Below are 22440 nucleotides of genomic sequence, written 5' to 3' on the forward strand. Positions count from 1 at the left end.
ATAAGAAGGCAGCAATAAGTTTTTTCGCACATCAAGTGGTTTTTAGACTCTCATCGTATCTTCACGCCAATTCTTGATGGCAGACCGGATATCGGCAGGACTAAGCTTTTCCTTCACCGTCCGCTGACATAGTGCCGGAAACTCTTCATCTCCTGCATACCGAAGCGCAATAATCTGAGCTAATTCAAGCTCTGGATTTAATGCTTCGCCTGTCAATCGGAAATACCGGAACTGCTCCTCCACCCTCACTACTCGATCCTGATTTTTTGTGGCATAAATTCGAATTCGAGTAATCGCAAATAACAGGCATAGAGATAAACCAAATAATAGCAAGGGTACTGTTAAAGCACCATCATCACGTAACACCTGAACGACATAAATTCCCGACCATACAAATATAATCAGCGCTAGCGGCATAGTTACAAAATGATAAGGCCAATCAAAACGCATAAAACCTTTAGGCTTCCCCTTGTTCATAATTCATCTCCATATTTATATGACTTGTATATTGCTTAAAGCTTAGTCTCTCCGGGAATAGCTACGACAAAAGGTTCATTATTCCCCCAGTACAGAGACTGACCTGAAACTTTAGTAGTTCCATCCGCATTAACCATTCCATAAATAATCTGACTTCCCCAAACACTCGTATAAAAGGAGGCATAGGATGGAGCTAGAACAGGTGCTTTACCATATTCCTTGGCAACTGGGTAACCGAATATCGCGGTAAAATCTTTACTTTTAGCCTCTTTGGATATATCCAGATCAGCTTCCCAAACTACTTTTACAATATTATCTTTGATCTCATAATACTTTACGAAATGGCCATACAATATAAAATAACCATCAGATCTGCCTTCAGGAAAATAATACGTCATGGACAATGCTTCATTATCACCCGTCAATTTAGATGCTTCTCTTTCTTCAAACGGGAATTGCAGAGCAGCTATGCGGGAAACAACTAAGTCATTACTATTATAATTCTGCACAAGTTTAGCATTGGCCCGTTCCTGAACCCAAACCGTATTCGTAGCAGCATCTACTGTTACTCTCGCTCCAAGAGCCTCCGCAATAAACCGCAGGGGTACCGCTACTCTTCCCTCCACTATTTTGGCGGATACATCCAGTTGTACAGCTTCCGAGTTCTTCCAAGCCGTCCGTGAGCCAGCCGCAAGCTTAATCTTCATAGAATCTCTAGCAATCGTAGCTTGCTTGGTATTAGCATCCCATTGAATAGAAGTATTCTTGAATCTTTCAAAAGCTTTCAGCGGAATCAGCGTCTTCCCCGAGACGATTTGCACACCAACATCCACACTTGAATTGTTCACCATAACGCGAAGCTTGGGGGCAGCTGAGGCCGTACCGATCATACTTAAAGATAACAACATGACTATAAAAAGCAGAAGCCCTTTCCGTTTCACTATTCGTTCACCCCTAGTGATAATATGAAAAAACTGTACTCATTTATAGTTTCATTATAACATTTTCCCAGATTATGGTTTACAAAAATCTCCGTTTGATCTCTGGGGTAGGGAGCATACACTGCTCATCACGTCCGAACCAACGATAGCGATTCTTAGCTACATACCGATAAAGGGCATTGCGCAATGGGCGTGGTACTAAGATGAACACGTACGCGGCAGGCCAAGGAAATCTCAATTTACGGGCAATTCTTAGCACAGCGGCCGACTCTGTATAATACACTCCGTTCTCCAGTAAAATCACCGTGTTTAATTGTCCAGGCTGAAGTCCGGACGCTTTCATTAGCTTTGCCGCAATCTCATTCTGTAGAGGTGCGAATAGAAATTTAGCCTCGGGGTCACGCGGGATAATGAAACGAACTACCCCCTGGCAAAGATGACACACTCCGTCTATCAACACGATGGACTTATCTTTCATAAGGTTCAGTTCCTCGTTCATGGCTCCCCCTCCGTCATAAAGGCGTAAATTTCTGCTTTTTTGGGTAAACAAAAACGCGGGATATCCTCCCGCGCCATCAAGTGCCGTTCTTTAATTATTCTGCGATTGCTTTTTCAATCCATTGATCCCCGATCATTTGCCCTTCGAAATCAGCAGTGAATGCCTCCATGCATTTGCAGATGAAATCTTTGCGGCAAATTGGACATGGAGTTTTAAGCAGGCGGCTGATGTTCGTCATTTTCCATTCCGGAAACCGATGATAAAACGCGCGGCACTCCGTTCCATCAGCAAGCTTGATAATGAACTCGTACAATCCTTCCTTATCGTTGCTGCTGGCTTTGGTCACATTCGTAATATTCGGTCTGTAAGACATCTTCATCACCCATTATTTAAATTTTTGGTTGTAAATTGCACACGCAGGCACATTCTCAGATACTTAGACATATTAAAGAATTTTAAGGGTGATGTCAACCAAAGACGCCTAACACGGCAGCTATTTATTACTCTTTTATGATTTACGTCTCTATTTAGCCATTATTTCCATAAAATATATACAGATACATTTAATCAACAATCTTTAATTCAACCTCGATATTACCTCTGGTTGCTTTGGAGTAAGGACAGAATTCGTGAGCCTTCTTCGCCAGTTCCTCTGCTTTGTCGTGTTCAATCCCTGGCAGCTTCACATCCATTCTCACAGCAAGTCTAAAGCCTCCATCGCTGTCATCCTTCCCAATGGACACATTACAAGTTACCTCCACGTCATGGAGTTTCACGCCTTCTTTACGGGCGATATTCGCTAGTGCACTCTCGTAACACGCTCCATAACCAGCCGAGAATAGTTGCTCTGGATTGGTACCGGAACCTCCCGGTCCTCCAAGCTCTTTAGGCATGCTTAGATTATGCTTTAACACGCCATCCGAGGATTCAATGGAGCCTTCACGACCGCCATGGACTGTTGTAGTTGCTGTGTATAATGCTTTCATGAGTCATCTTCTCCTTCATCAAGCTGTATTGGTCATGCTCATACTTTATACTTTAAACAACAGGTATAATTTGAAACGATGATGAGGAATGATTCATAATACTTTCTTATTTGGCTCCAGACCATAAATAGTGTACAATTAAATTGTTAAAAACTTAAATTAGCTATGGAGGTGTCATCCATGAGTATTTATGATTTTGAGGTCAACACTCTTAAGGGTGAAGAGGAATCATTGTCAAAGTACAAGGGTAAAGTACTCCTGGTTGTGAATACTGCCAGCAAATGTGGATTTACTCCCCAGTATAAAGGTCTTCAGGAAGTGTACGAGAAGTTTAAGGACCGCGGGTTCGAAGTTTTAGGATTTCCAAGCAATCAATTTGCTGGACAAGAGCCTGGCGAAAGTAATGAAATTGCAGAATACTGCGAGATTAATTATGGGGTAACTTTTCCTATGTTCGAGAAGATTGACGTAAAAGGCGATGAAGCACATCCATTATTCAAATACTTATCCAAGGAAGCCCCTGGTGTCTTAGGCTCAAAAAGTGTGAAATGGAACTTTACGAAGTTTCTGGTTGACCAAGATGGCCGTGTTCTAAAACGGTTTGCTCCTAAAACCACTCCACAGCAGATCGAATCCGATATCTCCAAGCTTTTAAAATAATTCATTAGAAAAAGGATACTCACCACATCACACAGCCCCCTGTTGTTATGCGGTAAAGTATCCTTTTTAACTAGAAAGAACGTCATAATATCGCTATATATCAGCACCCTTTAATCTCTTGGAATATTTTATAATATGGTTGAAATATTTTTGCTGGGAGGGAAAATCGGTGACTGTTCAACTGCTTGATATACCCGAACTAAATGTTATTGGCTGGGCAAATGTAAACTCATCCGGGGAGCCTTACGCGAATCTTTGGGAATATGTCTTTGGCGAGCTGGATATTGATGCAAAATTTGATGCTATACCCACAAAAGTTCAAAGCAGCGGTTGTTATCTCGGTCTATTTCAGAACCGTACATCCGTGCCTAAACTGTGGGAGCATACCGCATGGGATATTGATTTTTTCCTTTGTGTTGAAGTCGGGCAGTTAGATTGTATCCCTGAAGGCCTTGTTCATAAGAAACTTCCTGCGTCTACTTATGCTATATTTACTGCAAAAGGATTCCCTCAGTTGGCTTTTCAACATACCTGGAATTATATACATAATGAATGGCTGCCGGATTCCGGTTATAAGTTCAACCCTGATGGAGTCTTTTACATCCAATACACGGAAAAGTCCGGTCCGGATGATGAAGGATTCGAAGCCAATCTATGCGTGCCGCTTGTAAAGAAGTAGGTTATGTGATTGAGGATTGAACAAAAAAAAGAAGCCTTGCATCGCAAGGCCTCTTTCTTCATTCTGTATGCGGTAGAGAGGACTCGAACCTCCACGGGTATACACCCACTACCCCCTCAAGATAGCGTGTCTGCCATTCCACCACTACCGCGCGGTGTGTTAAACATAGAACATAAATTTGTTTGAGGTCAACATTCATTATTATAAATGTACTTTTCTCAAAAGTAAAGATGCAGATTTTAAGATTCTTCGTCGACCATTTTCTGTTTACGATATTCAGCAAAAGCTATATATTCCTTGATAAAATTCTTTTCTGCTGGAAGTAATTCATCTACTCGGCTTTCCGATAGCTGAACATCACTCAAATCATAGTCTACGCCGCTCTCTCTTACAGTATCCGGTATATCTTTGCCGAGAATGAGCCAGTCCAGACTAACATGAAAAAAATCACCGATCTCAATCAGCTTATGCGTCCCTGGAGTAGTCTTCCCCCGCTTCCAATCTCCCATATTACCTGTGCTTATGTTTAACTGCTCACAGAATGATTTTTTGGTCAAACCTTTCTGCTTAATCAGGTATTCTATACGTTCGTATATGGTCTGCATCGGTGAATCGCCCTCCATCTAAAAATAAATTACTTATTTACGTAATTACCTATTGCAAAATAACGTAAAAAAGTATATAATTAGTATTGTTATGTATTATCCGATTATATCATATGGCTGGAGTGACGATAAGAGGCGACTCAGGTGACAAGTATCTGTAGAATACCGTCTGGCCCCCTTTGTTAACTTATCATCCTGAATGATCTCTAGGAGGGAGCGGTGACTTTTGTCAAAATGCTTATCATCTTCCATTATCCATTCACTTGAAGCTTTACCGCACAATGCGGTGGTAATCAACAGTCATGGGATTATCCAGTTCACCAACAGTAGGTGGAAGGCCTTTAGTCATGAATATGGTCTTTCTACTAATAAGAAATGGATGGGTGCGTATTACTCAGAGCTCATGCAAGATGTGATTATCGATCCCGATCAATGGGCCAAGCTTTATGAATCAGTGAAATATATACTCCGCAGAGAGCATCAGGTTTATACTTCCGAATTCTCCATACAAACCGCTAATAAAGGGAAACGAATCTTCCGTTTGGAGATCTATCCATTTCTCTCAGATCCGCACCCAGAAGCCACTTTTATAATTTCACTATATGATGTGGGCCCCTACAAAGAAGAACCTCTTCATCCGGAGATCATAAACCTCCGTTCAACCTTACCATCATCTTTTGAGCTAATCCCAATCTGTGCTTCCTGTAAATGTATTCGTAATCCCAAGGATGAATGGATCACCATTGAACATTTCTTAAAGCATCAGCTTTCTTTGCAATTCACCCATGATATCTGCCCAGACTGCATAAGACAGCTCTATCCCCAGTATGCTGGGGCTTTTAAGAGATGACCTGAGGCCACTGAATTTCACTTCTAATCTTATAAAAAAAAGTAAGAAATCCTCTGCGAACAAAGGGTTTCTTACTTTTTATTTGTATGCGGTAGAGAGGACTCGAACCTCCACGGGTATACACCCACTACCCCCTCAAGATAGCGTGTCTGCCATTCCACCACTACCGCATAATATGACCCGTATGGGATTCGAACCCATGTTACCTCCGTGAAAGGGAGGTGTCTTAACCCCTTGACCAACGGGCCATGCTTTACAAGTTATTTTCTTGTCACAACAAAAATGAGTATATCAAACCATAAGAATTTTGACAAGCCTTTTTTTAAAAAAAGTTTAAACTAAAAGAAACGCGCACCAATAAAGGTACGCGCCTCTAATCATAACGCTTATGGATTTACTTTTGCCTCAAAGGTTTGTACTCCATCTACAAACTTTAGCACCACAGCTGCTTTTACCGGGTCATGCGTTTCATTCATTGTGATTTTACCCGTGGCCAGTTGTAAATCCTTTGTCCCCGCCAGTGCATCCTTCAGCTTCTCAGGTTCTGTGGAATCCGCACGTGTAATCGCGTCTGCCACTAGTTTCACAGCATCATATCCAAGCGCAGCCATCCCATCTGGAACAAGATCACCGTTAGCAGCCTTGAAGGCATCTACGAACGATTTTACTTCTGGCGAGCTATCTTCAGGTGAATAGTGATTGGACATAAACGTATTGTTTAGGGCATCCGCTCCGGCAATCTCAGCCAGCTGAGGTGAATCCCAGCCATCCCCACCCATAAACGGAACGGTGATCCCCATTTCGCGAGCTTGCTTTACGATTTTGCCGACCTCCTCATAATAGCCTGGAAGGTAAATAACATCGGGATTAGCTTCTTTAATACGTGTTAATACAGCTTTAAAATCAGAATCTTTTTGTTGATAGGATTCTTCACTTAAGATAGAGCCACCGTTCTTAGTAAACGTTGCTTTAAAGAAGGTCTGCAGTCCTTTGGAATAATCGCTTGAAGCATCCGTATAAATAACTGCCGTCTTCGCTTTAAGTGTATCCTTAGCAAAGTTAGCCATTACTTCGCCTTGGAAAGGATCAATAAATGAGGCCCGGAATACCCATTCGTTCAAATCTCCAGTACGTTCATCAACTGTTACTTTGGGATTGGTGGCTGAGGAGCTAACCAGTGGGATGCCTTTTTCTTGAGCAACCGGAACAATCCCGAGTGTATTCGTAGATGTAGTTGCACCGATAATAGCTACAACTTTATGGGTAGTAATCAGCTTTTGCGCTGCGCGTGTCGCCTCTTCCGACTTGGAGGCATTATCCGCTTCAATCAGTTCAAGTTTTTTGCCTAGTATTCCACCTGCGTCATTAATTTCTTTTACCGCCAGCTTTGCCCCTTTGAGTGCAGAATCACCGAAGGAAGCCTGGCCGCCTGTAAGCTCAAGGTCTGCTCCAATCTTGATGGTCCCTCCACTAGCATTCCCACCTTCTGCGGTAGTGTTGTCTGTCTTGTTCCCACAGCCTGCCAGCAATCCACCAGCCAGTAACGCAGTCAGCAATATGGCCCCGATTTTCTTCATCCTCTTCCAGCCTCCCAAAATAAATAATTTATAGGTTCTTTCTGTGATGCTGTTGTGAACTAGCCGATGAATTAATGTCCCAGATAAGCCATTCTGATCTCTTCCGAATCTGCCAATTCCTTGGCATCTCCCTCAAGCACCACTCTGCCCGTCTCAAGAACGTAAGCCCGATGAGCAATTTTAAGCGCTTGATGGGCATTTTGTTCTACAAGAAGCACTGTTGTTCCAGAGGCATTTACTTCCTGGATGATCCGAAAAATATCCTGAACGAGTAATGGAGCAAGCCCCATCGAGGGTTCATCTAATAATAAAAGCTTGGGATGCCCCATCATCGCACGCCCCATAGCAAGCATCTGCTGCTCCCCGCCGGATAATGTGCCGGCAAGCTGTTTTTTTCTTTCTAAAAGACGCGGAAAGGTGGAGTAAACCTTGGCAAAATCAGCAGCTAAGCTGCCCGAATCTTGTAAAAAAGCTCCTAGCTCCAGATTTTCTTCCACAGACATATTAGCAAATACACGCCTGCCTTCCGGACAATGAATAAGCCCCTGTTTTACGATGGACTGAACACTCTGATTCGTAATAGATTTATCCATGAAATCTATACTGCCTGTTTTGGGTTTCAGCAGTCCCGAAAGCGTCTTAAGCAACGTGGACTTGCCTGCTCCATTTGCGCCGATTAGAGTCACAATCTCGCCTTCTTTTACATTCATACTTAAATCCTTCAAGGCATGAATCGCCCCATAATATACATTGATCCCCTGTACGCTAAGCATGGTCCACTACGCCTCCTGTCCCAAATAGGCTTCTATGACTTTGGGATGATTCCGTATTTCAACGGGCGTACCTTCAGCAATCAACATTCCGCGATCCAGCACATAAATCCGGTCACACACCCCCATAACCAGGGACATATCGTGCTCGATAAGCAGGATCGTCAGCTCAAACTCTTCACGGATCCAGGCAATAAGATTCATTAGATCCCGAGTTTCATTCGGGTTCATCCCTGCGGCTGGTTCATCCAATAGCAAAAGCTTAGGTCCTGCTGCAAGCGCGCGTGCAATTTCCAAACGCCTTTGATTTCCGTAGCTAAGATTCCCGGCACATTCATCACATTGATCGGCAAGATTAAATATTTTGAGAATATCCATAGCCTTTTGCGTAATTCCGTTTTCTTCTGCAAAATGCTTAGGCAGGCGGAGCATGGAAGTGAACATCGAATGTCTGGCATGCTGATGAAATGCGATCTTAACGTTATCCAGCACCGTCATAGAGGTAAACAGACGAATATTCTGAAATGTCCTCGCTGCCCCTTTTCGGTTAATCCGATAAGGCTTCATCCCGCCTACTGCCTGATTGCCGAGGATAATATCGCCACTGGAAGGCGGGTATACACCTGTCAGCAAATTAAAAAGGGTTGTTTTTCCCGCGCCATTAGGTCCGATGAGCCCAATCAACTCACCTTTATTAATATGGAGGGATACCTCGTTAAGCGCCTTAAGCCCGCCAAATGCACGACTCGCTTGTTGAACATCAAGAAGCACTTCCACTGTTGATGCTGTCACTTGGTTTGACCTCCTTTTTAGACCATTTCAAAAAAGAAAAACCCGTGCTGCCAAGCAGCCCCTTAGGCCGAAAAATCATCATCAGAATTAGAATCGCCGAGTAAATAATCATCCGCAGCTCCGGATATTCCTGAAGCACCGTGAAGAGCACCGTCAGTACAATCGCACCCACGATGGCCCCGCTTGTACTTCCTAGTCCACCTAACACAACCATGACTAGAATTTCGAATGATTTTAGAAAATTAAAGCTTCCAGGATTGATGACGTAGAACTTATGAGCAGAGAGACCACCCGCTATTCCCGCAAATAATGCTCCAAGTGAAAAAGCAATGACTTTGTACAAAGTTGTATTAATCCCCATCGCTTCAGCAGCAATTTCATTCTCACGAATCGCTATACAAGCCCGGCCGTGAGTGGAACGTATAAAGTTATTGATCACAACAATCGTGACCAATGTGAACAGAAACATAATCGTCCAAGTCGTTTGATTGGGGATGCCGCTTAGACCTGAAGCTCCGCCCACATATTCTGTATTGAGCAGGACAATCCGGATAATCTCACCAAATCCCAGCGTAGCAATCGCCAGATAGTCTCCATTCAGCCGCAAGGTCGGAATCCCGATTAGCACACCGAAAAATGCAGCAACCAGTCCAGAGATCACTAGCGCCAGCACGAATGGCATATCAAAGTTCAAAGTTAAAATGGAAGAAACATAAGCACCAATGGACATAAATCCAGCATGCCCGATTGAGAATTGCCCTGTTATCCCATTAATCAGATTCAAAGACACCGCCAGCATGACATTTATACAAATTAGAATTAGCGTAGACTCCATGACATCATCAAATATTCCCGTTGTTAGAAGAACTTGAATGATGATATAAAGCATGATAGAAAAGACAATGCCTATCCAAAATGACTTATTTATCTTCTTCATACGGCATCTCCCTACACTTTCTCGCGGACATTTTTACCAAATAGCCCGGATGGTTTAAAGATAAGGATTAGGATGAGTACAGCAAATGCCACACCATCACGCCACGAAGAATATCCCAGAGAAGAAACCTCTGTCTCGACTGTGCCCAGCAGAAGTCCCCCTACCAGAGCACCAGGAATACTGCCAATGCCACCTAAAACCGCAGCCACAAAAGCTTTAAGCCCCGGAAGTACCCCCATCATCGGATCCACTGAATTGTAAGTCATTCCGAAAATAACGCCTGCTGCTGCCGCAAGTGCAGATCCTATAGCGAAGGTGGCTGAAATGGTCCGATCTACATTAATCCCCATCAACCGTGCTGCTTCCATATCAAAAGACACGGCCCGCATCGCTTTACCAATCTTTGTTCGGTGCACAATATACTGAAGGATAATCATTAAAATAACCGTCGTCCCCAAGATCATGATTTGATTGGAGTCCACCTGAATCGAGGAACCAAACAAGTTGTATTGCTGCTTATTAAGAATCTCCGGAAATCCTTTAGCCTGAGGACCAAGCACAAACACACCGCTGTATTCCAGCAAAAAAGAAACGCCAATTGCAGTAATCAACACAGCGATTCGCGAAGCTTTTCGTAGAGGTTTGTATGCTAGCCGTTCGATTGACATCCCCAGCAACGCACTGATTGTCATAGAGATCACCAATGAGATAAGTAAGACCAGTATCGGAGAAAGCCCTGCTGAAGCCAAGTACCTGGCACTGAACAATCCAATAAACGACCCAACCATAAACACATCCCCATGGGCGAAATTGATCAATTTAATAATCCCGTAAACCATGGTGTACCCAAGTGCGATCAGAGCATAGATGCTCCCTACAGAAATCCCGTTAATTAACTGTTGAATGAAATACTCCATCGCCGTCCCCCAATCCCCATATTTATTTTTAAAAACACCTTTCTTTAGCTTACATTCATTTTCATTGTTTTATGTCACTTATATTAACACAGTACTATACATGCGTCAGTAAAATTTGTGCTTTTTACTATAATATTCAATATTTTATGTTATATTACATAACATATCGAGTTAATTCTTTGGGATGTATAAAGATAGAAATTGGGTAAAGAGAAGAAAACAGGAGAATTACGGAGATTTTTAAAGTTTGATTTTCAGGGGGGAGTCTTTGATTTTACCTACAGATTGCATTTAAAGATAAATAATATAACATTTGTCTCTTTCGACGTGTGTTTTTCGAGTTTATTATGAGTTACCGGTCAAGTTGTTTCTCTATTTTTGCACAAAAAAAAGCTCTGTCCCACACAATAATGGAGTGAGAGAAAGCTAATTATGGTGGTCAGCTCCATTCTTTGTACTTCCGTCACGGGTCAATTACTCATCATTTTCTTTTTTAGTTCTTTAATCTGCATCATATGATGTAGGTCATGCGATATAAAATCCTTTAAATAGGACTCAAAGGAAAACCTTCCGTCCACATATTTGTCTGAGTATTTTCCCTCTTCAAGACTACCTATACAATCTAATATTAAGTTACGGTACTTCATAGTCAATTCTATTAATTCGTCTTTGGTTTTTGTCTTACCATATGTAACAGCATCATTATTGAATTGATCGAAATCAATAAGTTGAAGTGTTATTGCTTTATCGCATGCTATCGGTTCGATCGTCGATTCATAGAAGTATTTATCCCATAACAAAATATGACTAACAACATCATGAATGGTCCATTTTCCTTCAGCGATGGGTGTTTTCCAATCTAAATCGATAATTTCTAGAACAAATCCATTCCATTCCTTAAACTGATTTAGCAAATCTGATCTGTTATTCATTGGCACATCTCCTTTTTTGGTAATCATCAAAATTTCCTCCTGTTGTTATTACCGCTTCTTCAACCTCACAACCTCCCCTTTGACTACGAATTTTCATGCAATCCTCTAATATCGCTTTTCCACCAGCTCTATGGATAGCTCCATCTACTCCGCCTCCACCCATCAAGCTTGTGTTTGCTGCATTGACGATAGCATCAACATCTAATTTAGTTATATCTCCTTGAATCAACTGAAATCATTGAGTTATTTATAATTACACCCATCTGAAATCCCCCCGAAGTATATTGGTTGCGAACAAGTATCAAGTGCTGATTGACATTCAAGCGGCTTAAATCACCCTAGGAAACAGTCGTTAGCATTAGACTCGTGGGGTTGTCCACTGGCTAACTCTTCTTCAAACCTTTACCTTCTATCGAACCAACACCTCGTGGTCCACAGCGTGCACGTATTGTTCGCAGATATCTAGCTTTTTCGGAGCTACTAATATGTTCTTCAGCATCCAGCTATTTTTTATATATGTAATCGATAAATCCTTGTCGTATCCATTCGCCTTCAAACTTTCTTTCCAGCACTCGATCTTCTTTGCATATTAACTGCAAATCATCAAACATAGAATCCGCTTCATGATAATCATAATAAGAGTGTATTACGAATTCATCATCTTCCATCTGTTCAAACTGATTATCCCCCAAATCAACTCCATCGCCGACTCTAAAATCCTTTAGGGTTAAAAAATTTACAAATAATAATCCATTAGGTTTTAGAACGCGTTTCATTTCATTTATCGCTTTTTTCACATCTTGTTTTCTCATATGAAAAATAGAGTTATATGAATACACAAAACTCATCGACTCATCACTTAGCGCCAACTGTCTCATGTCGCCTTGTTGTATATTTAGATTCTGTCCCCTTTCAGTTGCGAACTGATTAGCTCTTTTAATTTGTTCGTCATTCATCTCAATTCCGTTTGTACTGTATCCATAGTTCGCAAACAAACTTAGTGGAGGTGAATCCCCTCCCGCTCCGCAGTCTAATATGTTTTTTTCCATACCACTTTCATTGCATAATGCCAAAAATCTGTACAAGGGGATTTGCTTAAACAGTTCCATGTTGATTCCACTCCTTTGATCATGTAGTAATTGGATTTACTCATAGATCTTTTCCATATAAATTATTTGAGCACATCTCTTCCGTGGGTTTTCAGGTTTACTTTATTGAATCCCCGCAGTTCCAAATGTCTCTTTAATAACTTTTTCGTATTCATCCCATTTAAAGCAAAAAGGGCCTATATCAATAGCCTTATTACCGGATTCTAATTTGAAATCTCTCCATATAATAAGATCCCCTTCTCTCTCAATAAACACTGATATAAAGCCACATTCTTCATCGCCACACCAGGGACAGACTAATATTGGGTACCTGTAGTACAAATATTCATGCATTTCGTTTAACAAAAAATAGTTAATCATTTTCCTTTGATGCTCTTCACTACCCCACCCGAGGGAAGGAACCCTATCATATTTTTTTAACATTTGGTAAAGAGATCTACCATCAATTATTACGTCGGCAAAAACAGTATTTTTATTTCCCTCTTGATCCGGATCAAAACTATCATATCGTCTTGACGGTTTTGTTTGTATTTGATTTATAGTTTTCATGCTCCCTCCTTTAAACTTTTCACACTTATCAAATAAACATTCGATCCCTCCACTCCATTCCCCTTCCAAAATATTGAATTCACCTTTCTCAGAATCGCATATAGCAACCGAAAAATAAATTCACACAACAAAAAAAGAGCTCCCAGAATGGAAGCTCTTCTTATGTAATTCAGAACGGAGAGAGTGGGATTCGAACCCACGCACCGCTTACGCAGTCTAACCCCTTAGCAGAGGGTCCCCTTATAGCCACTTGGGTATCTCTCCATGAAAATGGCTCCCCGAACAGGACTCGAACCTGTGACAACTCGATTAACAGTCGAGTGCTCTACCAACTGAGCTATCAGGGAACATTACAAGTGAACATGAATTAATTTATCATGATTTCAAGGTCTAGTCAAGCGGGCACAATAATTTTTGTGATCGTTTTCAAATTTATGCTATGATTCGGCCGCTTCTAGATTTTTCAAAGAGATTTCCATCCCTCTCCGTCTATAGATTACACCATTCTCCATCCTGCGGAAGCTGTACCTGATCCCCCAACGATTCCTTCTCCAAATAAGCTTTTAGCTTATCTCGGGTAACCAAACAATGGTTAATGGCGTCCATGTGCACAGCAATCATTTTAGTAGAAGGTGCATATTCACATAAGTCTACGACATCCTGCTCATTCATTGTAATATGACATCCGCTTAAAAACTGCGCACCACCAGCATTCACAACGGTCACCTCAGGTTTAAAAACGTCCAATGCCATTTTCACCTTATCGCACCAAATCGTATCTCCAGCCACATATAGAACAGGCTCGCCTTCCGCCTGAAACATAAACCCGGATACCTTACCCATAAGTTTACCAGTCACTCCAGTGCCATGCCGTCCATCCGTACGTGTTATAGTTATTCCTTTAAACGTCAGAGAATCGCTAATTTCCGTGGTATGCTCAAACCCCTGCTTCGCTAATTTATCTCCATCTCCTTCCTGACATAATAGTGGTAGATCATGCGGCAACAAAGAAATGGCAGCGGCATCCCAATGGTCCTGATGAAGATGTGTGACAAGAATTGCATTAGGACTCAGCCATTGTTCTACGGCTCCCGGCAAAGGAACGAGCGGATTGCGGCGGTCATTTTCAGTATTAAAAATAGGCGGATTAGCCCCCTGTTCACTCAACATAGGATCAATTAAAAATGTACTGCCACCATACTCTAGCCATAGGGTCGCGTTGCGGATATGCTGTATTTTCATCGGAAGCCCTTCTTTCTTTCAGATATCTTCTGCTACAATTAATTATAGTTGGGCCTTGAAACAGAATACATTGTGATTGGAAAAAGATTGGCCCGTTCTACTTTCACAGAGAAAGGATTTTAGATAATAATGAGTTCTTATTTTATAGATGATGTGGACTTTCGCATCCTGCAGCTTCTAATTGAAGATTCCACGATCAGTCACAAAGATATTGGGCAGCAAGTGCATATGACCGGTCAGGCTGTGGGCGCACGTATTCGCAAAATGATGGACACCGGAGTGATTGAAGGCTACACGGTCCGCTGGAATCCGGATAAGGTTGGGGAGACTATTCATGCCTTTATTACTGTTTTTTTGGGTTCGAATACGGTTCACCCAGCCTTTCAGACATTCGCAAAGCAGCATGATAGTATAAAAGAAATACATAGGGTCAGTGGAGAAGGCTGCTACTGGATACGTGTTCGTACCGGAAGCCAAGAGGAGTTGAATAGCTTTCTCGACGAACTGCTGAAGTTCGGAAATTACAGAGTCAATCTATCGATGGGAAAACTGAAGTAAGACTGCATCGGAATCGGATATGAAGCTACTATCTGACCCAGTTGACCTTATACTCAGCATAATCGGATATTTGGCATACTATCGGACCCCATTGCCTCTATTGGCACGAAAAACACCAAATATGAGCCTCTTTCGAACGAATAGCGTCACTTGAGTCCGAAACCCTGCCCAAAAGGCTAAAAACTTGCCAATAGCGTCATTGGGGTCCGTAAGCCTCAGCCAATGATAGCTCGGCGATGTTGGTGTTGGTGTTGGTGTTGGTGTTGGTGTTGGTGTCGGTGTTGGTGTTGATGCAAGTGAATGGGTTACGCAAAGTCAATGAGCTTTTGCTTGCCCATAAGCTTTTATAGCAGGCCAGCCATCGTCAAAAACGCAGAGCAGCGATTCTCCAATAACCGGAGGAGATCGCTGCTCTGCTGTCTTTTTACTTATGCTATATTGTAGCTTCTACTACGGTAGCTAATTCAATAATTCAGCTGCTTTAAGCAACCGGACAAGAATTACGGCGGCCTCTGCACGGCTAGTATCACCGCTAGGTGCAAAACTGCCTGATGGTTGACCTTTCATAATACCTTTTGCAACCAGGTCAGACACTGCTTCTTTAGCCCATGAGGAAATAGTTGAAGCGTCTGTGAAAACATCTGTAGCAACGTTTGCTCCATATCCTTCAGCTTCTAGGTTCAGCAGCTTCATTGCTCTGGCTGCCATAACAGCCATTTGCTCCCGTGTAATAGGGGCGTTCGGACGGAAGGTTCCATCCTCATAGCCTTGAATCAGTCCTAAGGCTGCAGCAGCTCTGGCATCCGCTGCATACCACGACAAATCGGACACATCACTGAAGGTCTTCGTCGTGTTCGCAGCTACGAGACCCAACGATCGAATCAGCATAGCTGCGAACTCGGCACGACTGACAGATTTCTGAGGTGCAAAGGTATCTGTGGATTGTCCGGTCAAGATCAGTCGGCTGGCAAGTCCCTCAATCTCATTTCTCGCCCAATGTGTAGCAATATCCCCAAAAGTCACAGGGTGCAGCGCAGCGACAAATACACCGCTCGCAATACTGCTCTTAACAGTAACCTTGGTCATCCCATTAACTGGCTCAAACAATGCAGGTACATAACGGAAAGAACCCGTCTGTTCATCGTAAATAAGGACTACACCTGTCTTCGCATCCAGCGCCTCCTTAAGCATAAATGTACGATCTACATAAGTGGTGCCGAACCCGCTTGCTGCTACAGAGGTTTTTCCATCCGTTACCTTTAGAGTGATATTAGCCGGTGTTCCTTGCACAGTAAAGCCTTGCTGCTTAGCCTTGGCAAGCAGTTGCTCCAATCCTTTTCCGCTTAGCGAATTTACATTGAACTCCAGTGTGCCTGCGGGCATTTGTGCGGCTTTGAGCACACTCTCCACAAGCTCTAACGGGAAGCGGTAGCTCATACCTCCGCTTTCAATAACAAGCACAGCTTTGGGGCTAAGTGCCGCCGCCTTACGTAAAGCATCTGCACTAAACCGGGCTGTGCCGTCACCATTAGCTGATATCTCGATAACTGCCTGCCCAGCAGTCGCCTTAGCTTTTAGCTGCGCATCATGATTACCTGCTGGCGTAGGTGCTGGTGTAACGGTCGGTGTGCCGGTTTGAACAGGGTTCACTGACCCAGTAGGGTCTGTTGGACCAGGAGTACTTGTTGGTTCTGGAGTATTCGTTGGACTAGGAGTACTCGTCGGGCTAGGAGTACTTGTTGGATCCACAGGATCGATCGGGTCTACAGGATCTATCCCGCCAGGTGATAGCACCTCAATTGTATATACCCTCTTCTCGTTGCCCACAGTTACCGTGAAGTCTGTGATACCCGCTTTAATTCCATTAAGACTGTCGTTGGTAAATGTAGCAATCTCACTGCTCATAAGATTCAGAGTAGCTTGTGCGGTAATATCTCTGCCTACTTTATCTAGTACCTTAAGCGTAGCTGACTTACCCTGCTCTAATATCACAGGACCGCTCTGTCCATCTGCAAGTTTGATAGAGAACGGTTTAATGGCTGTGGCTATCCCTTGATTTTGTTCTTTAATGCTTAGGTCAGGAGAGGCATTGGTCAGAAGATTCATCCGTTCGCCACGAATAATCATGTTGTCGACCAGCAGACTTCCTTTCAGATTTTTCGTAACTTCTATACCGCTTGTACCTGCGCCATCTAATACATTATTCGTCAGCACAACTCCATCAATGGAAGTGAGAGTATCTCCCTCTAGATCACCTTGAGCAATCAACCCCGAATAAGTGCTGTCCAGTGCCGTATTGTTGCGAATGAGTACTTTTCCTTTCAGATCACTCTCACCAGCATAAAGCCATAACGCACCCAGATTCACGCCGTAACCGGAATCGTAACTGCCAGTTCTAAGCAAGGTATTTCGCTCCACAACCGTTGTTCCTTGGAATGGCTCGGCGGTGAAACGGCTAGAGACTGCAATCCCGGCTCCATTAGTCACAGTGTCTTTTACCACGTTGTCCTGGACTTTGTTATCTTTCCCCCCAAAGATTACAATGTTATCCGCTAACCAAGGCAAGGATACCGTATTAAAACGTGCCGTGTTGTTATAGCTCGGTGTACGTTCCGTACCATTCACATCCGTCAACTTGCCGTCTGTAAACGACCACATTGCGATTCCATCATCCCCTGGATAGCGGATGTCACTTTGTTCCATCATGCTGTTGCCAGTCCCTACGGCAAAGTTAATCCCGTCTGCCATAAGATTGCGGATCCGCAGACCTGCCATGTACAGACCATTCGTACGCGCCTTTTCACCCATCGGCTGAGTTAACCACAAGCCTGCTTTGGTATGTTCTATCCAAACGTTCTGTATAATCGAACCTTGGCCAAAAGCACCATGGAAAGCGTTGGTGATCGCTTCATCATCCCGTTCGTTAATGCCGCCTTCAATCATCAGATCGTAAACACCAACCTTACCGCCGTGACCATAAAACTTAGCTCCATTCAGAACCGTATACCACATGCCGGCACCACGTATTTCAGCGGTATCCAGATCCAGCAGACCCTCACCGACATTAAAGGTACCCGCCGGGAACCACACACCTTTACCTGTCGCATTCGCTTCGGCAAGGGCTGCCTTGAAGGCTGCGGTATCATCTCCCTCATCATTCGCTGCCGCTCCAAAATCCGTTACGGAAATAAATCCGTCCGGGCGAGCCAACTCAGGGGCAACCTGCTCCATATCTACCAGGTCAATGACGTAAGAAGCTGCGTTGTCTCCTGTTCCCTTCTCTAAGCGAATAGTTGCTCCGGCAGGAGCATCGCCGATCAGAGCATGGATTTCGTCAAAGAAGCGGTGTCCACTGCCTTGGCGAGGGTCATTTGACCATGGGTAGCTGCCATATTCCCAAGCATATTTGGATGTCAGCTTAAGCTGCTTCTTAACTCCATCTACATATAGAGTCAAGGTTTCTTCCGCACCAGCCCCATCTGGACTATCAGGAATAGAATATCGAAGAACGATGGAGTTAGCTGATTCTGCAAGCTTGAACTCTAGATAATCTCCCGTATTCTTCAAGGCCACCGCTTGTCTTCCAGAAGCCTCGGAAGCCATGCTGAGATATTTTCGCGACGAGCCAATCAGCGTTCCGTTTGTTGCCGCATCCTCAGCTTCATAGCTGATATATGGAACCGTTGCTCCACGGTATGTTTTGTTTACGCTGTTTTTTACGGTCAGGCTATCAAGGGTTACTTTACTCCAATCCACGTTGTCACTACTTAGAGAAACCGTGTTGATGCCTGCACGAAGCTGCAATTTTACCTGTACAGTCTTCCAAGAGGCAGACTTGCCAAGACTAACCTTGCCCCCTTCGATTAATCCATTCACCTCTAGTGCCAGATCCGTTGCGGCAGCAGTGGTATTTTTGTATCGAATAACAGCATCGTATTCTCCGGTCTGCTGGGCGTTGACTGCAAACCGTATAATACGCTCCCCTTTGAATGCTTCTCCTCCTGCATAAATTGCATCACTAGGGATAGGTAAGAAACTCCAGAGCTCACTATCCGTTCCATTTGTAGCAGAACCAAGCTGAACAGCCGATGTGCTGTGAGTAAGAAGACCTGTTCCATTCGCATTTAGCAGAAGAGTATAACCTAACTTCTCTTCCAGCTTCCATTGGGATCTTTCTGTATCTCCAGCAGCTAACAAGACCACTTGGCCCGATTCATTGAGCGAAAGATAATGTTGTGTCTGAACATTCATAATCCGTTTGCGTCCGTTTATCTCCTGAACCAGCCACTGGGATTGAGCCGCCATATCGGAAGCATCTGCATATAGGACAGCCCCCTCTTTTTCGGCCAATACTTTACCAGCCATGCCTTTCGGTACAATGGTTATGATGTTGGTATCATTTTGAACTGGAGTTGTTGTATTGTTATTGCGCAGTTCTCCAGATGGAGTAGTAAACTCCTGTGGAGCCGCCTCAAGTGTCCATAGTGCCGTACCCTCACTTTCTAGCAATAGCGCACGTTCAGCATATCCTGTCTTATTGGCAATGTTTATTAATTCATCATCGTATTCTCCAAAGAGACTACGAATGGTGTAATGTGTATAATCGGAAGCCAAGCTTACTTCCCAGGCAGAGGCTCCGTCTACAGCAGGTTCTGTACTACTGCTCTCCAAATATGAATAATCACCATTCAGCGTTAAAAAATGACCTGTTGCCCGGTTGGTAATCGTCTGTTTACCCTCCTGCACAGTTACATTCCAGTGCGAAAATCCATTGTCTGCTGACGGTTGCCCGTACAGAACAACCCCATGCTCATTTTCGTATAAATACTCTCCGCTGCTTGCATTCTTGAATCTTACAGAGTAATCAGGCAGTGGCGGAGCAATCGCTTCAACCGCTTCAGCAGTAAAATGTGCACTGCTTTTTTCCGCTGTATCTGCAGCTTTACTGATTCGGAGAATCGGGTTGCCGTTACCATCAGGCGCACCATAGATATAGTGACCAGCCCATGAGCTCATAATGGTAGTCACACCGGACGCCTTCATATCAACCTTCCACTTAATGCTGGCCCATACATCGTACACTGTTTGCAAAGTCTGAACGCTAACTTTAGGATCAATCTCATCTACAGCCCCACCTATATGCTCAAGGGAGAGATAACGTCCAGTGCCTTTATTTTTTATCTTCACCGATCCATTGCTGCCGGCTATTTCTTGCAACTGCCAGACGAAGGAATCGTCATTCAAATCAAGTGGACCATAAGTAGCCTGGCCTACTGTTACATCCTCGTTGGCAACTGCTAGAGGTGCAAGACTTTCGTTAGAGTGTGCAGAGTCCTGATCAGCATAGACTGCTTCAGTAACCGTCTTGGATTCTGGCAATTCCTCTAGTGCGGCTGGAAAAGTCAGCAAAGGACCATCCTTAAGATATTGATCCTCTCCATTTACAGCATCTAGCTGAAAACGGAACAAGTCTTGTTTTTTCTCGGTGACCGGAACAAATCTCCACTGCGGACTGCCCCAACCGGGATTGATCACTCCGTACTCAGCATATTTAGTGAGGTTTTGAAGTGAAATATACTTCTCGGGGATCTTATTAGGTTCCTTGTCGAGAACACTACTGATTACGTAGGTGTTGTTCCCAACATTTTTGCCTGTCCAGATGTATTCTCGTTCCACATGATTTCTGTCTGGAAGCTCTGTGACTTGAAGGTGCCCATTTGGCATATTCATCGTGTTCAAGTAATGGCCTGTTTTCTTGTTTTTGAACAGCTTGCGGCCGTTATATTTCTCCACGAGCCACTGATCGGAGCCGTCCTTTTGCATATTTCCATATTTTAAAAGACCCTCAACACTCTCATACCAATAAAATGACTTCCAGCCATTCTGAATCCGGTAATATGGCACTGTGCCTTCAGTCGGTGTGTTAGGATCTAAAAGCTGCCACTGAGCGCTCAAAGAAGTCGCATCCCCAATCGCACCAGCCTGTTCTCCACCCAATGTAGACAAATAAATGCCTGTGCTTTCGAGATTCTGAAGCGTCTGGTAATCATCATAATCATCGGAATCATTAAAAATCCATTGATCCGATGGCTGACTTCCGCTAATCTGCAAGGCCTTGGCAGTACCTTCACTATAAGAAACATAATGATCGGTTGCCGCATTACGGATACGCTTATTGCCGTCATAATCTTCTATATACCATAGATAGTCAGAGATGTTAGCGGCATCTGGCGCAATAATTCCATGCTTAAGCTCGCCGTTTGCGGATTCATATAAAAAATCTGTAGCCACTTGTGCATCCGTATAAGTTGCCAGACGTACAGGCTGTAATTCGGAAATAGGCACGATTCTCCACTGCGCGCTTGGATTAGAGGCTGAACCCGGCCAGCTGTTAGATCGCACATTATTGTCATCGCTGAATTGTGGATTTAGCCATAATGGACTCCCCTCTTCAGTTAAACCACTGTTACGAAGGGTAATGAAGCCCGTTCCATCAAGGCCTGGTGCATGCTCTTGGACCCATTCACTTAGCTTCACGTGATCCAAATCGACTTCCTGCGAAAAAACCCCCGCCCAGGTCACTTCATTTTGTTTAATATAATGACCTGTCGCACGGTTGCGAATCATTACTGTTCCGTCATCCGTCCCTGATTCAAGATACCACTGGGCCGCTTCATTGCTGACAGGCTGTTTACCGTAAAGAACATTCCCTTCACTTTCATACATTACCTGACCGGGGCGGAGACGACTCTCTAGCCGTACAGGTGCTGCATTTGGATCTATAAAAGCCCACTGCGGACTCTCAAACGTAACATTAATATCCGAGCTTACTTGCGCATAACCAAGCTGATTCTCCTCGTGGATAACCAACTTCCCCTCTGGCACAGTCGCACTTCGGATGATCATGTATCCATTGCGATTGGAAGTATCGATCAGCCACTGATCCGCAACACTTCCTGAACCTTGGTGTTCTGCCGCCTTAAGTGAATCCTCTTTGCCGTTGTTACCAGCCATTGTAATGTAATGGCCTGTCTTCACATTCTTGATTCGTGACAGCCCGTTCACCGTCTCAACCGTCCAATGCGCTGAAGCATCGGCTGGATTGGTCATGCCATAACGCACGATTCCTGCGGATGTCTCGTATAAAAAGTTGTTTTTCCACTTATTCTTGATGAGTACCGTACCTGATGGAATTTGCTCAGCGCCTGTTCCTCCAACCCCTTCTGCTCCCACGGAACCACTACCGGTTCCCATTACAGGCAAGCTTGAAAAAATCAGCAGCAGCGCGAGCAGACCCGCCATTGCGGACCTGATTCGTTTCATACATGTGCCCCCTCTAATTAATATGGACTTCCTTTTC

Annotated in this window: 20 protein-coding genes, 5 tRNA genes and 1 pseudogene; 4 read left to right on the plus strand and 22 right to left on the minus strand. The window is 43.8% G+C overall.

Annotation, left to right across the window (positions count from 1 at the left end):
- Window positions 1-42 precede the first annotated feature (42 nt).
- The 5 genes from MHH60_RS17520 to MHH60_RS17540 form a co-directional block, all read right to left on the minus strand.
- A complete protein-coding gene (locus tag MHH60_RS17520) occupies window positions 43-477 on the minus strand; it encodes a DUF6526 family protein (protein ID WP_076137602.1) in 435 nt (144 codons plus the stop codon).
- A gap of 35 nt (window positions 478-512) precedes the next feature.
- Window positions 513-1385 (minus strand): copper amine oxidase N-terminal domain-containing protein, encoded by an 873-nt coding sequence (locus MHH60_RS17525; protein ID WP_143766753.1) that lies wholly within the window; start codon window positions 1383-1385, stop codon window positions 513-515.
- Between the two features lie 112 nt (window positions 1386-1497).
- Window positions 1498-1917, minus strand: coding sequence for a thiol-disulfide oxidoreductase DCC family protein (locus MHH60_RS17530; protein ID WP_076137605.1), 420 nt, complete (start codon window positions 1915-1917; stop codon window positions 1498-1500).
- 94 nt (window positions 1918-2011) lie between these two features.
- On the minus strand, window positions 2012-2290 hold the full coding sequence (locus MHH60_RS17535; RefSeq protein ID WP_036681678.1) for a hypothetical protein: 279 nt from the start codon (window positions 2288-2290) through the stop codon (window positions 2012-2014).
- A 190-nt stretch (window positions 2291-2480) separates the two neighbouring features.
- Entirely contained in the window at window positions 2481-2903 is a 423-nt protein-coding gene (locus MHH60_RS17540; protein WP_036681676.1) for an organic hydroperoxide resistance protein, read from the minus strand.
- Between the two features lie 180 nt (window positions 2904-3083).
- On the opposite strand from MHH60_RS17540, the gene MHH60_RS17545 reads away from it, so the two are divergent.
- Together MHH60_RS17545 and MHH60_RS17550 are read left to right on the plus strand one after the other, a co-directional pair.
- Entirely contained in the window at window positions 3084-3563 is a 480-nt protein-coding gene (locus tag MHH60_RS17545; protein WP_076137607.1) for a glutathione peroxidase, read from the plus strand.
- Between the two features lie 169 nt (window positions 3564-3732).
- Complete coding sequence (locus MHH60_RS17550) at window positions 3733-4242, plus strand: GyrI-like domain-containing protein (RefSeq protein WP_076137609.1); 510 nt, start codon at window positions 3733-3735, stop codon at window positions 4240-4242.
- Window positions 4243-4310: 68 nt separating this feature from the next.
- Here MHH60_RS17550 and MHH60_RS17555 read toward each other — a convergent pair.
- Together MHH60_RS17555 and MHH60_RS17560 are read right to left on the minus strand one after the other, a co-directional pair.
- Window positions 4311-4393 (minus strand) — tRNA-Leu (locus tag MHH60_RS17555).
- A gap of 88 nt (window positions 4394-4481) precedes the next feature.
- The gene (locus MHH60_RS17560; RefSeq protein ID WP_076137610.1) at window positions 4482-4847 is read right to left on the minus strand and encodes a helix-turn-helix domain-containing protein; all 366 of its coding nucleotides are present in this window, start codon (window positions 4845-4847) and stop codon (window positions 4482-4484) included.
- A 226-nt stretch (window positions 4848-5073) separates the two neighbouring features.
- Here MHH60_RS17560 and MHH60_RS17565 point away from each other — a divergent pair, with 226 nt between their 5' ends.
- On the plus strand, window positions 5074-5697 hold the full coding sequence (locus MHH60_RS17565) for a hypothetical protein (protein ID WP_076137612.1): 624 nt from the start codon (window positions 5074-5076) through the stop codon (window positions 5695-5697).
- Between the two features lie 87 nt (window positions 5698-5784).
- Here the strand turns inward: MHH60_RS17565 and MHH60_RS17570 are convergent.
- The 14 genes and pseudogenes from MHH60_RS17570 to MHH60_RS17635 form a co-directional block, all read right to left on the minus strand.
- Window positions 5785-5867 (minus strand) — tRNA-Leu (locus tag MHH60_RS17570).
- A gap of 6 nt (window positions 5868-5873) precedes the next feature.
- Window positions 5874-5945, minus strand: a tRNA-Glu gene (locus MHH60_RS17575).
- A gap of 138 nt (window positions 5946-6083) precedes the next feature.
- On the minus strand, window positions 6084-7274 hold the full coding sequence (locus MHH60_RS17580) for an ABC transporter substrate-binding protein (protein ID WP_076137614.1): 1191 nt from the start codon (window positions 7272-7274) through the stop codon (window positions 6084-6086).
- 71 nt (window positions 7275-7345) lie between these two features.
- Window positions 7346-8047, minus strand: coding sequence for an ABC transporter ATP-binding protein (locus MHH60_RS17585; protein WP_076106949.1), 702 nt, complete (start codon window positions 8045-8047; stop codon window positions 7346-7348).
- Window positions 8048-8053: 6 nt separating this feature from the next.
- Entirely contained in the window at window positions 8054-8836 is a 783-nt protein-coding gene (locus MHH60_RS17590) for an ABC transporter ATP-binding protein (protein WP_036681664.1), read from the minus strand.
- On the minus strand, window positions 8805-9773 hold the full coding sequence (locus MHH60_RS17595; RefSeq protein ID WP_076137616.1) for a branched-chain amino acid ABC transporter permease: 969 nt from the start codon (window positions 9771-9773) through the stop codon (window positions 8805-8807). Before MHH60_RS17595 ends, MHH60_RS17590 begins: the two co-directional genes overlap by 32 nt.
- Before the next feature lie 11 nt (window positions 9774-9784).
- Window positions 9785-10690, minus strand: a complete 906-nt coding sequence (locus tag MHH60_RS17600) for a branched-chain amino acid ABC transporter permease (RefSeq protein ID WP_036681658.1) — start codon at window positions 10688-10690, stop codon at window positions 9785-9787.
- 470 nt (window positions 10691-11160) lie between these two features.
- Window positions 11161-11649 (minus strand): DinB family protein, encoded by a 489-nt coding sequence (locus MHH60_RS17605; protein WP_232061169.1) that lies wholly within the window; start codon window positions 11647-11649, stop codon window positions 11161-11163.
- A gap of 7 nt (window positions 11650-11656) precedes the next feature.
- Window positions 11657-11851: pseudogene (locus MHH60_RS17610) on the minus strand (macro domain-containing protein); the annotation flags it as partial.
- Between the two features lie 274 nt (window positions 11852-12125).
- Window positions 12126-12731: a class I SAM-dependent methyltransferase gene (locus tag MHH60_RS17615; protein ID WP_076137620.1), complete on the minus strand. Its 606-nt coding sequence runs from the start codon at window positions 12729-12731 to the stop codon at window positions 12126-12128.
- A gap of 102 nt (window positions 12732-12833) precedes the next feature.
- Window positions 12834-13280 (minus strand): oxidoreductase, encoded by a 447-nt coding sequence (locus MHH60_RS17620; protein WP_076137622.1) that lies wholly within the window; start codon window positions 13278-13280, stop codon window positions 12834-12836.
- Window positions 13281-13455: 175 nt separating this feature from the next.
- Window positions 13456-13544, minus strand: a tRNA-Ser gene (locus MHH60_RS17625).
- 7 nt (window positions 13545-13551) lie between these two features.
- Window positions 13552-13627 (minus strand) — tRNA-Asn (locus MHH60_RS17630).
- A 142-nt stretch (window positions 13628-13769) separates the two neighbouring features.
- Window positions 13770-14522, minus strand: coding sequence for an MBL fold metallo-hydrolase (locus MHH60_RS17635; protein ID WP_076137629.1), 753 nt, complete (start codon window positions 14520-14522; stop codon window positions 13770-13772).
- A gap of 129 nt (window positions 14523-14651) precedes the next feature.
- Between MHH60_RS17635 and MHH60_RS17640 the strand changes: the two genes are divergently transcribed.
- A complete protein-coding gene (locus tag MHH60_RS17640) occupies window positions 14652-15080 on the plus strand; it encodes an Lrp/AsnC family transcriptional regulator (protein WP_076137631.1) in 429 nt (142 codons plus the stop codon).
- Between the two features lie 459 nt (window positions 15081-15539).
- Here the strand turns inward: MHH60_RS17640 and MHH60_RS17645 are convergent, their stop codons facing one another.
- Complete coding sequence (locus MHH60_RS17645) at window positions 15540-22403, minus strand: S-layer homology domain-containing protein (protein ID WP_076137633.1); 6864 nt, start codon at window positions 22401-22403, stop codon at window positions 15540-15542.
- Window positions 22404-22440: the final 37 nt, after the last annotated feature.

Origin of the sequence: Paenibacillus sp. FSL H7-0716, from assembly GCF_038002705.1 — a bacterium.
Lineage (GTDB): Bacteria > Bacillota > Bacilli > Paenibacillales > Paenibacillaceae > Paenibacillus_AQ > Paenibacillus_AQ odorifer.